This window comes from Roseobacter litoralis Och 149 (assembly GCF_000154785.2).
Classification (GTDB): domain Bacteria; phylum Pseudomonadota; class Alphaproteobacteria; order Rhodobacterales; family Rhodobacteraceae; genus Roseobacter; species Roseobacter litoralis.
Genome location: NC_015730.1, coordinates 3,302,019 through 3,317,948 on the forward strand (window position 1 = coordinate 3,302,019; position 15,930 = coordinate 3,317,948).

The window sequence follows — 15,930 nt, forward strand, 5'->3', positions numbered from 1 at the left end:
CCTTTTGGACCGAAGGGGCACTTTGTTCGCCAAGACCGACCAATACCGGTTTTTACGTAACGCCCTTGATTGACTTTATGAGGTTATCAGTGTCAGAAGCTCCAGAAAAAAGGTCCTCAAAAAGCCATGGTCAGTGAAAAATTACAGGGCGTTTCCGACCTGATGCCGCAGGTGTCGATTGTCGTTCCCATGCACAACGAAGAGGGTGCCGCGGCCAAGCTTATCCACGAAATTTGTTCTGCGGCGCAGTCACTTGATGCCTTTGAAATCGTCGTGGTGGACGATGGGTCAACGGACTAGACCCTCGCCTGCCTTGTCCATGCCCGACAGACAGCGACACAATTGCGCATACTGCGTCACGCGGTTGCCGGCGGACAAAGCGCGGCCGTTCATTCGGGCGTCACCGCCACGCGGGCCGCTGTTTGTGTCACGCTTGACGGGGACGGTCAAAACCCACCCTCTGATCTGCCTTTGCTTTGGAGGCCCCTGCTGGACGATCCCGATCAGAAAATCGGCCTTGTTGCAGGTCAGCGCGTCGGGCGTCAGGATACACAGGCAAAAAAACTCGCGTCACGGTTTGCGAATGCACTGCGTGGTTGGATGCTCAAGGACGGAACGCGCGACGCCGGATGTGGCATGAAGGGGTTCAGGCGGGAGACCTTTCTGGCACTGCCCTATTTCAATCACATGCACCGCTACCTTCCCGCGCTGTTCAAGGCGCAGGGGTGGACGATCGTTCATGTGGATGTCAGCCACGCCCCAAGAGAGTCCGGTCAGTCGAAATACACCAATATCGGGCGCGCCGCTGTGGGCGTATGGGATCTGCTTGGTGTCGCCTGGCTGATCAAACGCGCCAAAACCGTCCGACCGGAGGATGAAACGTCATGATACTGCAAACGATCAGCACCTTTCTGGGGGTGGACTCCCGCGCGGAAGCCATCTGGATCATTATCGGTTTTGGTGGGCAGTTTCTGTTCATGATGCGGTTTCTCGTGCAATGGATCGTGTCTGAACGCGCCAAGCAATCGGTCATTCCGGTTGCTTTCTGGTATTTTTCGATGGGCGGCGCGATGATCCTGCTCAGCTACGCGATCTACCGGGGTGACCCTGTGTTTATCATGGGCCAGTCGCTGGGCATGTTTATCTATATAAGGAACCTGTTCCTGATCCGCAGTCATCGCAAAGCCGCGGCGCTGTCTGCCAGCACCGGTGACGGCTCTTGAACACCGGCGCCTGCGGATTTTCTGATCGGGAGTGCCAGCCGTGAGTGATGTCGCAATGCCTTCCAACCCGTATCGCCTGCCCCTGATCGCCACGTTCTTTCTGATCATCTGGGTCATGGGCTTTCATGTCTCCATGCTGGGACTTGGGGCCATCAGCCACTACGATGAATTCCTGACGCTGGACCGGTCGACGTCCTTTGCAGCCCAGAATGACTGGTGGAACACTTACACAGCGCATGAGGTCAACTTCAACAAGCCGCCGTTGCAATACTGGATCAGCGGTTGGCTGATCGAGCAGGGTGTCGATCTGACGATCGCCCTGCGGGCGCCTTCCTTCATGTTCGGCGGGCTCACGCTGATCGGCGCCGGTCTGTTTGCCTTTGCCCTCTTTCCAAAGCTGCCTTGGACAGTCCCGGTGACGGTGCTTTTCGTTGCGAGCTCCGACCGGTTCTGGGGGGCCGCGACGATGGCGCTTCTGGACGTGGGATCTTTGTTCTTTCTCACGATGACATTTGCGACGATCCACCTTGCATTGCGCGCGCCGCTTTGGTGGTACGCGGTTGCCCTCTCCATCGGGCTCGGGGCGTTACAAAAAGCGCCCATCGCTTTCGGGTTTGCTATGATCTACCTCGTGTCACTGGGCCTGACTGGTCGTTGGCACGGGCACCGGTTTCGGACATTCATCAGTAACAGGCACTTTCTGGCGAGCCTCGCGCTGGCGCTTGTTCTCGTATCCTCATGGCATCTTTTGCAGTTCATCCAGCACGGCAGCACGGCCCTGCAACAGGCTGTCGGCCGCGAGATCGTGGGGCGGCTTGCCCCCTCCAGTGCGAGTGGACAGGTCCGCGACCTTCGCGAAGTGCTGAGCCACATGTTTGGCGCAGAGGGGGCTGTGCGCCTGTTCGGCCTCATTGCCGCCTTCTGGCTGCCGTTTCGCCTGCGCAGGTACGACCTGCTGCCGATCCCATTGGTTATGCTCTTCTATGCGGTTGGCATCTCTTTTTCGGATGGGTTCATCTCCCATCGCTACACGCTGCTTTTCACGACGATGACCGCCGTCATGCTGGCCGGCGCGATCCTCGCCTTTTCCTGGTCGATGCAGGCGAGGATACTGACAGTCCTGCTGGTGTCCCTGTTCAGTGGCGGTCCAACCAAACCGCCCTCGGAGCTGGAACTGATGCGCGAAAGCTATGTTGCGAAACAGATCGAGGTTCTGTCGTCAGTGGCCAAAACACTGGACACAGAACGTCGTTTGTTCGTCTGCAACTGGCACAAGAAAGAACGGTTTTCGCCAGGAAACATCTCTTACTACGGGTCCAGCGGTCAGATCTTCATGCAGGTCAGAGATGTACACGATCTTCCGTCCGTGTTTCGCAGCGGCACGACATCCTCTGCACTGGAAGGCCTATGCCGGAGTGAGGATCTGGCCATTTTGCGCCCTTTCATTACGGATCTGCAAATCCTGTCCCGTGATGATCCCTATGTACATTTCTATGCATCAGTGCGTGAACTGTCCGACTGAGTGCATCGGTACATGTCACTGTACCTCCATTAGTCAGAGTCTGCGGATTAGGAGCGGAGTGGGCAAAACCTGAGGGTGTTCGTCTAAACTAGAGGATTTTTTTGATCGCTAGGGGCTGACATGGACGTTCGGATTATCGTGGGAGCGACGGCTAAGACGGGAGAGAAGCGAACGCAAGAACTTCAACGGCTTAGTCCGCCCGGCCAGTATCAAAGGGATTTGGGACTGAACCTCGATCACGGCAAGGTGCTGCTCGCGCGACTTAAGCAAGCTATTGTGCATCACCAAATCGAAGAAATCTCTGACGCTAGCCGTAAATACCCTCGCATTGGTCCCACCAGACCCGCTTGCGATTACGGAAAGGAAAACGTCCAGGGAATAGCTGTGATCTTCACGACACCGGATGAGACGCTGCTGTTTGCCATCATCGGCACGACACTCGGCGGCTGGATTGGACAATTGATTGTCGCCGCAGCGGGCGCGTGTGTGCTGATATATGTTGTCCGCTTGGTGCGCGGTCTCGTCTAAGTTTGAGAAAGGCAGGTGAAACGCCCTTTTGCCTGCTTACTCTTCAATAGTATCGGCCTTTTTGCGAATGTTACCATTATCTACATCTCCCAAAAACCGCGCCAGGGTCTGCAAGGATTGGGTTTCGTCGCAGGCTATCTTTAGGACAATCAGGATCGGCAGCGCCACGACCATCCCCATGACGGACCAGATCCACGCAAAGAATGCCACCGACAGAAACACGACAGTTGTGTTCAGGCGCATCCGGCGCGAAATCACGACGGGCGTGATGAACTGACCTTCGATGGAGGTCAGCAGAATATACGTTCCGAACACGCCCGCGGCCGCCCATGTCCCGTCAAGGCTGACAAATGCAATAGCTGCAGCAATGGTCGCACCGGCAAGACCGCCCAGAAAGGGTACAAAGTTGAGCCCGAACGCCATGAACCCAAGCAACACCGCACCTGGTAGGTTCCAAAGGCTCATCGCGATCGCAACTGCAATACCAAGACCTGCATTGATGATGGTTATACCGCCCAGATAGTAACCCAGCCTGTCTTCAATCGCATGAAGTACCTCGACGGCCCGCCGTTTGTCGCTGAAACGCTCAAAACTCTGCACGGCTTTGCTCAGGAACATGTCGCCGGACGCCACAAGAAAGAAGAGCAGGATCAGCGCGAAAAGGATGCGGCTGAGAAAGCCCGGCGCCATGCTGAAAATCGTTGCAGCAACGCCCGTATTGGAAACCACCTCGACAGCGACTGTTTCCGCACCCTGATCCGCGATGATTTCCTCTGCTGCGACGGTTGCATCATTTATCGCTTCCAGCGTTCCGCCCGAAGCCGATAGCTTCTCCTTGATCTGCTCCATCAGCGACGGAAGGTCTTCGATAAACTGCGCGGCAGGCGCACTGAGCTGCACAAGCAGCACCACGATAAATGCCGCCAGGATCGCCGTAAACAATCCTGCTGAAACTGCGGGCGCAACGCCAGCTTTCGCGAGCCAGCGGCGGGGTCTGTTCAGTACGAAATAGCCCAGGAACGCGGCCGTAACCGGTATCAGAAAGTCACTGGCCCACACCAAAGTCTGCAAAAGCAATATGCAGAATATGCCAATCGCCGCGAGTTCCAACCGTTTGGATGCTGCAGCTGGCACGGCATCACCGTTTCTTGAAGTGTCGCTTTCATCCGTCATTCCCGGACCCTTCGATCTCGTCAAAATAGACGGTGACTGCCATGGGGAAATGGTCAGAACCAAAGCCTTCCAGCCGATTAAAGGACACCAGATTGACGTCCTCAGTCAAAAAGATCTGATCAATGGGCAAGCGGATCAATGGGTGTTCAGCATGAAAGCTCGCGTACATCCCGCGCCCCACGCGCGGCTCGACAAAACCGCCGTAGCGTTTGAACCGCTTGGTCGTCCATGACCATGCCACATCGTTGAAATCGCCCATACAAACAGTGGGCCTGTCAGATGAGGAGGTCATCAGCGCCGCGTTCTTAATCTGCTTGTCCCTGACCGCAGTGGTATTCCCCGGCACGGGTGGCCGCGGATGCAAGCCGATAAAGTTGAACGCCGTGCCATCCGGCGCACGCAGCACCGCTTTGAGGGCCGGTGTGTCGTCGGCATCGGGCCAAAGGAACTCGACACTGACCGGATCAAGTCGTGTCGCGAAAATCATACCGTAGTGATCACCCGCAATGTGGGATTTGACTGTCGTATAGCGATCCAGACGACCGTCGAGCGCGTCAGCCCAAGCCTGATCTGTTTCCATCAACAGCAGCACATCCGGATCCTCACGATCCAAGATGACCCTAAGGTCATCGTACCGCTCATTCTCCATCAGCACATTTACCGACAGCATCGAAACCGGGCGTACTGAGGCGGGTGCGGTGACCAGATCAACCTCGGTTTTGGCAAGGGCGGTGTAGGGGAAAATCTGTGCCGTTTGATAGACCAAGACGACGCCCATTATGGCGAGCATCGGTACCTTATAGGACACCGCGAAGAGCAAGCAGCCAATCATCACAGCAAGCGCTACACATGCTATGTGCACGCGCGGAAATTCCCACATGCGCACCCACCACGTCACACTATTGGTAAAGGGCAGCGCGGTTGTGAGGAGCACGACAAGGGCTATAATCCAAAAGAGGGCGTTCAGCATGCGCAATTTCCAGTGTTCATGTACCCACAGCCTCGCCCAACTTATCCGCCTTCTCTGCGTCCCGCTCGCCCATCGGTTCGTCGTGTCCCTGCGTCGTATCGACCCGCGTCTGGGCCTCAAGTTCTGCGTTCAGTTCCGCGCCCAATAAAATGATGAACGCCGAAATCCAGAACCACATGAGCAAAACAATTACACCTGCCAGAGTGCCAAAACTCTCGTTGTATGACCCGAAGTTGCTTACATAAAATGCAAATCCGGCGGAGGCCACGATCCACATCAGGCATCCCACAACAGCACCCACAGATGCCCATTTCCATTCGGCGGCATCCCGAGATGGCGCGTAGCGGTACAGCACCGCAATCCCCGCGCAAGTCTTACAAAATGAAGTCATCGACAGTGTAATCAGCCGCATCCACCGACGCGCCATCATTTATGCGAAGGGAAAACACCAGATTGTCATTACCCTCCGAGCCAGGACCCTCGATATTTCCGAACAGGCGGGTTTGATCGCCAAAATCCATCACCCAGAGCCCGCTGGTGCCAAAAGCCATGCCATTCTCGTAGGTTTGCACGCCAAGAAAAGCGAAGGATTGATCGCCTGACGCCCTTCCATCCGCATCGATCTCCCGCAGGTCGATCAGATCGCCCCCGGCCACGCCAACACCGTCTATTCCGTCGATCACATCTACAGCACCCGCGATAGAAGACGTCGCGGACGCGAAAACAAAGGTATCCTCTCCAGCGCCACCGTTCAGATAGTCCAATCCAAGGCCGCCCTGCAGAACGTCATCTCCGTCACTGCCATAAAGCCTGTCATCGCCAAGGCCTCCGTAAAGTCGGTCATTATCGATACCGCCCCGCAGTATGTCGTGCCCGTTCCCGGCCTCAATCTTATCGTCGCCCTCGCCGCCAATAAGCTGGTCGTTCCCGGCACCACCGCGCATCTGGTCATTGCCCTGACCACCGGAAATCCAGTCCGCGCCAGCTTGGCCCGACAGAAAATCATTGCCAGAATTTCCAAAAAGACGGTCCTCTCCGACACCGCCGAGCACCTCGTCATTGCCCCGACCGCCTGAAATCCAGTCCGCGCCGTCTTGGCCCGACAGAAAATCATTGCCAGAATTGCCTAACAGCCGGTCATCGCCCGCGCCCCCCCAAAAACGATCATCGCCCCAACCCGCCAGGATCGTGTCGTCACCGTCGCCACCGTTGCCTCGATCATCGCCGCCAAGCGCATTGATCACATCATCATTCGGACCACCGTTGATGGTCTCGGACGCATCGGTGCCCGCAGGAACTTCGTCAGCCAAAAATACAACTTCCGCGACCTCCCCGCGCAGCAGCGCGCCAACATCAATATCATTGGTCGGGTCATCCCCCTCAAGCGTGAGATCAAAGGCGTGGACGTGCGGATGCTCCTCTGTTCCGACCTGAAACAGCCCGCCATTATTGACAAGGATCCAATCGGCCGACAGCGACAGATCCTGCAGATCTTCGACAATCAGTTCACCACCCTGAATGAGGATCGCCTTGACGATAACATCCTGATCAAGGATCACCCGTTCGCCTTCGCCGATAACGATGATGCTACCCGCATCCGGAACGCCATCTCTCCAGGTGTTTTCATCTGACCAGCGTGCATCGCTGGCGCGGATGTCGACGGTATCCGAGGTCGCAAGGTCCATCCCCTCAAGATCATGGGCTGTGCGATCCTGCACATCACTCAACTCAGGCCGTGTCGTGTCGGGCAAGAAACTTAGCAACTCTGCGGCGCTGTATTTCAAAGGCGTATAAGGGACATCGGGCACGCGCGTGATATCGTCGGGCACGTCACGCACGACATAGTTAAGCCGGTTCGGGGCATCGTCTGACCGTGTACCATCTCCGACGTGAAGTTTGGTGAAGATGCGCCCGTCTTCGTAATAGTACGCCTTGACCGGCGACACCTTCAGCTGATCCATAGAACCAACGCGGATCGCGCCTTGCACAGCGTGATTTTCGCTTGCGTTCGGACTTTCGATAAAAACGTATTCGCCCGCAATTCCCGCATCAAAAGAAATTTTGTTCTGATTGTCCTCAAGTGCGCGGTCACCGAAATCATAGACATAGACGTAGTCGTTGCCATCACCCATCACCGCAATCTGGTTGCGGGTGCCATTCCCGGCATCACCGTCTGTGCGAGGACCATCAACCGCCTCAAAGCGTATGATACTGGCGGGACCGTCATTACCCACCGACCCTGCCTCGGCCAAGATGGCCAGCCGGGCATCCGTAATAACGTGCGCGTCAAAGTCGGGATGGATATAGGACTTGGCACTTGCATTTGAGGCTAAGGCGCCATCGGTGAGCCAAGCGCCCTCAATCCCGGAAAGGCTCCCGTCTTCATCGTAGATCCCGCGCGAAAACCGAAACCCTCTGGTGACCGGAAAGTCGATGTCCTCGGCCGCAACAAAGCCCTCGTCTGTCGTGATCCCATTGACATAGTTTGTAATGCCGGTCCCTCGGCTGGAACTCAGTGCGATGTGCGCATCGCCTTCGAAATTCGCAAAATGGCTATCGGTCAGGTGGAAAGTGCCCGAATAAAACGCAAGCCCCAGAAGCCCATCGCTCGGTTTCGCATCATCATCGGCAAAGGACCAACCTGCTGCGATTTCAGCAGCGCTGTTTGGGTTGCCAATGTTGCCACTGGTTGCATAGGACAGCGACCCATGGATCGACGTGTTTTCCTGAAAGTTCAGCCCCTCAATCGCTGCACCGAACGTCGAGTTGAAAAACTGGGTATAGCCCTCGTCCTTGCCCAAATCCGCGGTCCAATTGAAATTGCGAAAAGCGTTGAAGCCATCAATCTCAAGTTCATAAGTGCTGTTGTGCCAGCCATAGAATTCCTGATCCGGGTTCTTCGTTCGAAACAGGGCAGAGAAACTTGAGTGGGCGTTGTTATCTACAAACAACCCGGCTTCAGAAACATTCGGCTTGGTGAGGTCGTCGAACAACGCATTGCCCGTCGAGGCGCCCGTGAACTCACTGCCCACAGCATACCAAAAACCGCCGTCTGCACTGCCACCCGCAACGTTCCCGACGAAATCATTGTTCGGGTTCGTGATCCAAAAGCTGGACACGTTCAGAATATCCGACTGGATTATCGCGTCGTCCTCGGAGGCCATATGCTGGCCAAACGCGATGTTGCCTTGGAAAAGGTTGCCGGTTTCCGAACCGTCCTCCAGAAAATACCCGTGACCAATCGTGTCGAAAACGACGTTGTCAGATACCACAGTGTGGCTGGTGCCGTGCACAGTGAGGCCCTTGTTGAAGGAATGATGGATCGAGCTGTTCGCGATATATTGTCCGGCGCCCGTTTCCCCCAGCAGATGCCAGTGAAGGGGGTACTTCCCGAGTATCCCTTCCTGCCCCATGTTGGCGAATTCAGCGCCGGAGATATGCATCTCAGCGCCGCGCATGACCATGCTGTGACCCCCATAGCCGTCTATGTGCGCATCCTCGTCGCCTTGGATTTTGACGTTGCGGCTGAGCAGTGCGACCTGCGCGCGTTCGTCGATCACCCATTCCCGGAAATCCGCGCCGTTGAGGCCGTTGTCTTCGGTCTCCGTCTCGCCGTAGTGCATATACGCCAAGGGGTTATCGAGTGTGAAGGTCAGACCGTCGAGCGAGACATCCGTAATGGTAAACGTCTCGTCCTGCTCATATTCATAATCGGATGATGTGATCGCGATCTGATCGCCGATTTCCCAACCGGTCTGCTCTTCCACCGTCAGGCGGTTCGATCCGGCCTCGGCGGTGCGCGCAAGGTTGCTCCAGCTGTCTTTTGCCGCATCGGCCGCGTGGATTTCGATACGGCTTCCTTCGCCCATCGCCATCAGAAACGCGTTGTTATTCTCAATGACAAAATCAGTGCTGTCATGGGGGTGGCTACCCTTTCCGCCATCGTCGTCAGCCCCACGCACGGCCTCATGGCGCAGCACCTGCAAATTCGCGATCAGCTCACTTTGTGGACCGTCTTCGGGAACGTGCTCTGCCAGATCTCCGACCACCGCAAAGGTAACGACTTCACGGCCGATGATTTCGTTGTCCGCCAACCCTTCAAACCGGATCCGGTAAAGCCCCTCGTCAAGGGCTCCATCATCTTCGAAGTAAGTCATATTCACTTCGTTACGGTGTCGAAAAATTTTAAACTCGGTCTCTGTAATAACCTCGTTCTTGTTGATCCGTTCAAAGACAAAGCGGTCAAACTCAACCTCGCTTCCCGCGCGCCCGGCTTCTGCCACTTCAAGTATAAATCGCCCGCTTTGAAACATGCTGACGTCTATGACGGAAAAATCGCTGACGGCCGTGACCTGCTCACCGGTGCGCGCGTCGCGCACACGGATTTCCATCGCGACGCCATCACCATCAAGGTCCAGCGTCTCTGGTCGGGCGTCTGCGGGACCGTAATCCGCGATTTCCTCATTGCGCAAAGTTGCTAACTGATTGACGACGTCGCGCGCGGCAGGTTCGGCATCCCCTTCGAGATAAGGTGCAAGATCCGCAACGACACTAAAGTGAACCTCTTCTGACCACGCCTCTTTCCCACCGCGCGCCGCTCCTTCAGCGCTAATCCGGTAGACGCTTTCATCGAGAGCACTTCCGTCCTGAAAAGTCGAAAACGGGATCGTATCCCCAATTTCAAATTGGCGTGTTTCGGCCGGTTCCCCATTCGCCACTAACTGCGCGACATGGACCTGAATGTTTTCCGCAAAAGCCGCGCGCGGACCCACTGCCTGGACTTGCAGTTCAAAGCCGCGCTCCTCAAATGCACCGCGACCTATCGTTCCAAAATCCGATAGCTGTCCCAGAACATCGCCTGTGGCCGTATCGACAAGATTGATCTGAAGCGCAAACCCATCACCGTCCGTATCGGCTGTCTCGCCAGCCGCTGACGCCTGCTCCAAAGCCCTATACAGGCTAGCTGGTGACCCGTTGGCAGGCCATGGCCCAGCTCCACCCGCAAGATACGCAATGACATCGTCAGATTTACTGGGCATTGGGCGCAACCTCTCAAATCGTTGACTTATTTTTAGATTATTTGCACGTGATCGTCTGTGTTCGAAGGAACCAGCACCAAAGTATGCCAAGCAGTGCAACCTACGTTAACCATCCAGAACGCAATTCTACAAAGAAGGCAACGTAATTCTCCCACTGCTAAGACACATCGGTCGCGACCTGAAACCCTCGATTGAGGTGAAGAACGCTACCCTTGATCGGGGCCGAAAACAGTGATCCAGTCGCCAAAAATTGTGGGGGGGGGGGGATCAGGCGATGGCTGTCCGGCTGGAAGCGCAGGGAAACCTGTTCTATCGGTTCGGGATTGACGGACATATCCCCAAGACCATCTGCTAAACAAGATCGATGGGCTTTTGGGTTTTGACACTATTTTCCATCCAGCAACATCGCCACACGGTCGTCGCCCGACAAGGAAGCGGCATGGGCGACGAGATCAGCGGCGCGGTACATTCGCAAAGTCGAAAGAGCGCGTTGCAAGAAGTCTATGGGCAGAAACCGCCCCGCGATTTAGGCAACAATCATGGATGCCACGGTGCAGAAATAGATTATCGGAGCGATGGCCGGACCGAAAGGAAGAGCCAGCAACCCGATTTAGGCGAGCGCGCCAGTCATGATCATCCGGTGGACCTGCTGCTCGTTGTCGGGACTGACCCGAAGGTTCAGCGCGTCCCGCACCTCGTGCGCCCCCATGGTGCTTGACCGCGATCCGGCCGTCAGGCCGCAGTACTGAAAATTATAGCGCTGTCATTATTGACACCGTCGAGGCAGACAACGCCTGATATCCGTCGACCGTAACCTCATCCGGTTCGCGCAAGTGGGTCGCATGATGGACAATCCAACAAGCCAGCCAAAGCGCCTTTTTTTACAGGGCGCGCAGCATCTCTTGGTCCGTCATGCGCGGCCCGCCGCTGTTGTCATCAACCTTGCGCGATCAACGATGGCCCGGGCGATCCGGCCCTTTCCAATCTGTCCTGCTGCATCCGCGGCAACGACATCGAACCAGTAAAGCGCGCCAACCTGCTCCGTAAATGTTGCTGTGGCCGATATCTGCCCGCCAATGGGTGTAGGTGCTGTGTGCGAGACCTCGATGCGTGCACCGACAGACACCTCGCCATCTGACAAGAGGGGGCCCAAGAGCGCTGCACATGCGCGTTCGAGATCAGCAATCATGAAGGGTGTTGCAAAGACCTCGGGCAAAGCCTCTCCCTGTGCCGCCAGCGCTTCGGCCGTGCGCGCGGCGTCCACGGTCGATGTCAGAGTATGGCTCTGACCAATCTGAAGGTCTTGTTTCATTGGATATCCTGACATCAAGGCATCGCCAGCGCCAAAAAGCCGGCTGTGTGAAAACGAACGAGGGTTTCGAAACTGCTTTCTGGCGTGCGCGGAGCGGCACGTCCTGAAAGCCGTTCTGGACGGCCCGTAGCTGCACATATTCCCAGCATCGCCGCGACCATCGCCGAAAATCCTTCAACGACGTCTTCGGGATCTGCGCCAGACAAGGAACGTTTGAGTTCGGCAATATAGTCGCGCGCTGTTTCGTCGTAGTGTTTTGCAATGATTTCGGTGCCCAATGATGAATTGGCCAATCGTCCCATCAGAGCTGCATAGTTGCGCCATCCCTCGTCACCGTGACTGGCCGATTTGATAAACGGGCCAACATAGCTGCGGATGAGGTCGCACACCGGAATAGTTTGCGCGCCAGCCTTTTGGCGCGACGCATTCAGTGCATCGCTGCGCAATCGGGTCATGATCTCGGCCCGACGGCCGACAACCGTATCAAACAGCGATTCCTTGGGACCAAAGTGGTACCCGATAGAGTGCAATTGCAATCCGGCTTTTGCCGCAACATCGCGGATCGACGTGCCATCGTAGCCGCGATCGGCAAATAGGTGTTCAGCGGCATCAAGGATACGTTCGCGTGTCTGTTCCGACCGTCCTCCTTTGGGGCGCCCCGGTTTGCGCGGTCCGTCATCGACACTCTGCCCGATGGCCGTCTCGAGCATCAGGCTGGCATGGGAAATGTCGTTGTTCATGTCTGCTCCTTAAGCGGGCGTAGCATTAAAATCTCTCTGGCTTCATCAGGTGTGGCTGCGCGCGCGCCCGCACCCTCGATAATCGATATGGCGACGCGCACTTGATCCGCGTTTGAACAGGCCAGAGTGCCGGGTGCGGACCAAAGTGAATCTTCCAATCCCACGCGCACATGCCCACCAGACGCTGCCACCATTGCCGCCACGCGCATCTGGTGCGCACCTGCACCAAGTGCCGACCAGACCAGATCATCGCCAAACAAGCGCACTGCCGTGCGGCGCATGTGAGAGATGTCATCAGGATGCGCCCCAATGCCACCCAACAAGCCGAACACTGTCTGGACAAAGAACGGCGGTTCAATCGCGCCTTGATCAGCAAAATGCGCAAGGTTGTAGAGGTGGGCCGTGTCATAGCACTCAAACTCGAACCGCGTGCCATTTTCGCGGCATGTCTCAAGCACGTAGGTTATATCTATATAGCTGTTTCGAAAAACCAGATCGCGTGATCCTTCCAGATGGTCCCTTTCCCATCCGGTGATGTCCTCGTGGCGTTTGAGCATCGGGAACAGCCCCATGTTCATCGATCCCATATTGAGCGAGGCAAGCTGTGGCGCAAAATGCGCCGCAGGTCTGACCCGTTCCTCAACATCCATATAGGGGCTGCCGCCAGTTGTCAGGTTGAGCACCGCGTTTGTCTGCCGGGCAATAGCGGGAACGATGCGTTCAAACCCTTCTACGCTCTGATCAGGTTTGCCCGTCTCATCGTCACGCGCGTGCAGATGCAGTATCGCGGCCCCCGCCTGTGATGCCTCAACTGCCGAACTGACAATCGCCTCAGATGTCACCGGCAGGTGCGGCGACATCGACGGAGTGTGGATTGCTCCTGTGATCGCGCAGGTTATTATGACGGGCCGACGCTTTGCCATGGGCGTACTCCTACTCGGCCGCAACCTGTTCTGCATCTCGGATCAACCCACGCAGAACGGGCGGTGTGACAGGCAACGCCGCAATTCTAACGCCGTAATCCTGAAGTGCATCCTCGATCGCACTGGTCAGGGCAGATGGCGCGCCCAAGCGTCCGCCTTCGCCGCCTCCCTTGATGCCGTATTCGGTATAAGGGGAAGGGGTTTCCACGTGCCCCAGCTTGAAGTTGCGCGGCATTTCATTGGCGGTTGGCATGGCAAATTCTGCAAAGTTCGGGTTGGTAAACTGACCATCCGAATTGTAGTGGAATTGCTCGCTAAGCGTCGTGCCGATGCCATTTGCCGTGCCGCCCCAGACCTGCCCTGCCAGCGTGCGCGGGTTGACGATGGTGCCATTGTCATGGACCGCCGCATAGTCCAGCATCTCAACCTTGCCAGTGCCGGGGTCCACTTCGACGGCCACGATGTGACAGATATGCCCAACGATGGGATAGAAAATGCCAAGGTGCTTTCGGTCTTCATCCGGATCTGTGGACAGCGGGTGGTCATAGACAGCGGTGGTTTCCAGACCACTGTCAAATTCCTCACCATCGGGAAAGCTAAGGCGGAAAAAGCTGGAGGTCAGGGCAATTTCGGCAAAACTCTTCTCCTGATCTTTCAAGCCTTTCACTGCCACCATGCCATCCCGCAGTTCTAGGTCTTCGGGTCGGCGTTGCAGCATATGCGCCCCAAACCGTTTGAGCCGTTCTTCAAGCTTGATCGACGCACTGACACATGCGCCCGCGATCATGGCGGTAAAGCGACTGCCTTGCGGTCCCACTCCGTTAAAGCCCGATTGGCTGTCAGAGTAGTTGAACACGATGTCCTCAGGGGCGACAGTCAGACGCTCTGCAAGGATTTGCGTCACAACGGTTTCGGGCGAATTGCCGACCATCGGAGAATTCAGCGTAATGAACAGCTTGCCCGACGGATCAAACCGCGCAGTGATGCCTTCGGGCGTGGAGGTCAGGGTAAAGCCGGGCGTCGCTTTGTTGTTCAGGGACCACCACTCGGTTGGTCCATAGACGCTGCGCTCCATACAGGTGGCAAGACCAACGCCCACACATCGACCCTCGGCGCGCATCGCCTTGGCCTTTGCGCGCCAGCCGTCGAAATCAAACATCTCCTTGGCCTCAGACAGTACTTTCTGGAAGTTGCCGCTGTCATAGATGTTACCTGTCGGGATCATGTAGGGAAACGCATCGGGCTGGATCATGTTCTGTTCGCGCAGCTCAACCGGGTCGCGACCCAACTCGTCTGCGGTGGCATCTACCATGCGTTCCATCACCCAGTTGGTCACCTCGGAGCCAAACCCACGATAAGGGCCCTGCTGACATTTGTTGGTCAGCACCGCCACGACGCGCATGCCAAAGCTGCCGATTGTGTAGGGCCCGGTCACCTGTGCCATAGCATTGCCATGGGTGCCGACGCCGAATTGCAGGTAAGCGCCATAGTCATCAAGCACGGTAAAGCGCAGCGATTTGAACGTGCCGTCCTTTTCTACCGCAAGTTCGGCATCATACAGTCGGTCCGACCCGTGGCTGTCCGAGTTCGTAAAATGCTCGAGCCGGTCCTCAATGTATTTCACCGGCACACCTGCAAGGCGCGAAAGCCCACCCGTCAGGATGATGATCTTGTGCGAGAATACCTTGGACCCAAAGCTGCCCCCTGTAAGGGCAGGCACGATGCGCAACTCACCCGGCGAAACGCGCAGCGAGCCACCAATCACAAAGGGGATGAAGTTATAGAAGTTCGAGTTGCAGTGGATCGTATAGCCACCTTTGAATTCGTCGTAATGCGCGACGACACCACTGGTTTCAATCGCCTGAGCGGACGAACGATGCCAGCGTAGACGGCGCTTGATGATATGATCTGCGGCGGCAAAATCTTCTTCCACCGGGCCAAAGCTAAAGCTTTCATCCAAAGCGACATTGGTTTCGCGGTCGTCAGGATGCAAATGAGCATCACCGGTTGCCGCCGCCGAGGCTTCCAGATCGACATTTGCTGGCAGGATCTCCCACTCGACTTCAATCAACTCCGCTGCATCTTCGGCGATGTATCGATCATCCGCGACGACGGCGGCAACCACTTCGCCCACATGGCGCACCTTGCCTATCGCCATTGCGTGTTGCGGAACCGGCGGCGAGGCAAAGCTGGGGCAAGGGTCAACCACGCTGGCCAAGTCCGCACCGGTGTAAACCCCGATCACACCGGGCAGCGCTTTGGCCTTGGAGGTGTCGATACTGATGATGCGTGCATGGGCATGCGGGCTGGACACCATCGCGGCATGGGCCATGCCGGGCATTTTGAAATCGTCGATATAGCCGCCGTTGCCCGTCAAAATGCGTGGGTCTTCAACCCGTTTGATGCTTTGACCGATCCATGTCAGGCCCGCGCGCGGTGCTTCGCGTTGGCGGCTGGGTGGAATGACGTTTGTATCAAGATGCGATGCCATGAAGATCTC

At 56.5% G+C, this 15,930-nt stretch carries 12 protein-coding genes and 1 pseudogene; 5 read left to right on the forward strand and 8 right to left on the reverse strand.

Annotated elements, in window-relative coordinates:
• Positions 1–162 precede the first annotated feature (162 nt).
• The 4 genes and pseudogenes from RLO149_RS15635 (at position 163) to RLO149_RS23985 (ending at position 3,273) form a co-directional block, all read left to right on the forward strand.
• Positions 163–888: pseudogene (locus tag RLO149_RS15635) on the forward strand (glycosyltransferase family 2 protein).
• On the forward strand, positions 885–1,223 hold the full coding sequence (locus tag RLO149_RS15640) for a lipid-A-disaccharide synthase N-terminal domain-containing protein (RefSeq protein WP_013963079.1): 339 nt from the start codon (positions 885–887) through the stop codon (positions 1,221–1,223). Before RLO149_RS15635 ends, RLO149_RS15640 begins: the two are co-directional and overlap by 4 nt.
• A 40-nt stretch (positions 1,224–1,263) precedes the next feature.
• Entirely contained in the window at positions 1,264–2,745 is a 1,482-nt protein-coding gene (locus RLO149_RS15645) for an ArnT family glycosyltransferase (protein ID WP_148264373.1), read from the forward strand.
• A 120-nt stretch (positions 2,746–2,865) separates the two neighbouring features.
• The gene (locus RLO149_RS23985) at positions 2,866–3,273 is read left to right on the forward strand and encodes a GlsB/YeaQ/YmgE family stress response membrane protein (protein ID WP_013963081.1); all 408 of its coding nucleotides are present in this window, start codon (positions 2,866–2,868) and stop codon (positions 3,271–3,273) included.
• Between the two features lie 36 nt (positions 3,274–3,309).
• Here RLO149_RS23985 and RLO149_RS15655 read toward each other — a convergent pair whose 3' ends face one another.
• From RLO149_RS15655 to RLO149_RS22930, 4 genes are read right to left on the reverse strand one after another with little or no spacing between them, the layout of a single operon-like run.
• The gene (locus tag RLO149_RS15655; RefSeq protein ID WP_013963082.1) at positions 3,310–4,446 is read right to left on the reverse strand and encodes an AI-2E family transporter; all 1,137 of its coding nucleotides are present in this window, start codon (positions 4,444–4,446) and stop codon (positions 3,310–3,312) included.
• On the reverse strand, positions 4,436–5,416 hold the full coding sequence (locus RLO149_RS15660; RefSeq protein WP_013963083.1) for an endonuclease/exonuclease/phosphatase family protein: 981 nt from the start codon (positions 5,414–5,416) through the stop codon (positions 4,436–4,438). The genes RLO149_RS15655 and RLO149_RS15660 overlap by 11 nt, the downstream gene beginning before the upstream one ends.
• 16 nt (positions 5,417–5,432) lie before the next feature.
• Positions 5,433–5,828 carry a YihY/virulence factor BrkB family protein gene (locus tag RLO149_RS15665; protein ID WP_245538069.1) on the reverse strand — a complete coding sequence of 132 codons (396 nt, stop codon included), beginning with the start codon at positions 5,826–5,828 and terminating at the stop codon, positions 5,433–5,435.
• The gene (locus RLO149_RS22930; protein ID WP_013963085.1) at positions 5,791–10,455 is read right to left on the reverse strand and encodes a G8 domain-containing protein; all 4,665 of its coding nucleotides are present in this window, start codon (positions 10,453–10,455) and stop codon (positions 5,791–5,793) included. The genes RLO149_RS15665 and RLO149_RS22930 overlap by 38 nt, the downstream gene beginning before the upstream one ends.
• Before the next feature lie 439 nt (positions 10,456–10,894).
• Here RLO149_RS22930 and RLO149_RS23590 point away from each other — a divergent pair, with 439 nt between their 5' ends.
• On the forward strand, positions 10,895–11,173 hold the full coding sequence (locus RLO149_RS23590) for a hypothetical protein (protein WP_148264374.1): 279 nt from the start codon (positions 10,895–10,897) through the stop codon (positions 11,171–11,173).
• Between the two features lie 192 nt (positions 11,174–11,365).
• Here RLO149_RS23590 and RLO149_RS15680 read toward each other — a convergent pair whose 3' ends face one another.
• Genes RLO149_RS15680 through RLO149_RS15695 form a run of 4 tightly spaced genes read right to left on the reverse strand, consistent with a single transcriptional unit; the run spans position 11,366 to position 15,921 of the window.
• Entirely contained in the window at positions 11,366–11,767 is a 402-nt protein-coding gene (locus RLO149_RS15680; RefSeq protein WP_013963086.1) for a thioesterase family protein, read from the reverse strand.
• 14 nt (positions 11,768–11,781) lie between these two features.
• Positions 11,782–12,507, reverse strand: coding sequence for a TetR/AcrR family transcriptional regulator (locus RLO149_RS15685; RefSeq protein ID WP_013963087.1), 726 nt, complete (start codon positions 12,505–12,507; stop codon positions 11,782–11,784).
• Complete coding sequence (kce, locus tag RLO149_RS15690; protein WP_013963088.1) at positions 12,504–13,430, reverse strand: 3,5-dioxohexanoate:acetyl-CoA acetone transferase; 927 nt, start codon at positions 13,428–13,430, stop codon at positions 12,504–12,506. The genes RLO149_RS15685 and kce overlap by 4 nt, the downstream gene beginning before the upstream one ends.
• A 10-nt stretch (positions 13,431–13,440) precedes the next feature.
• The gene (locus RLO149_RS15695; protein ID WP_013963089.1) at positions 13,441–15,921 is read right to left on the reverse strand and encodes a xanthine dehydrogenase family protein molybdopterin-binding subunit; all 2,481 of its coding nucleotides are present in this window, start codon (positions 15,919–15,921) and stop codon (positions 13,441–13,443) included.
• Positions 15,922–15,930: the final 9 nt, after the last annotated feature.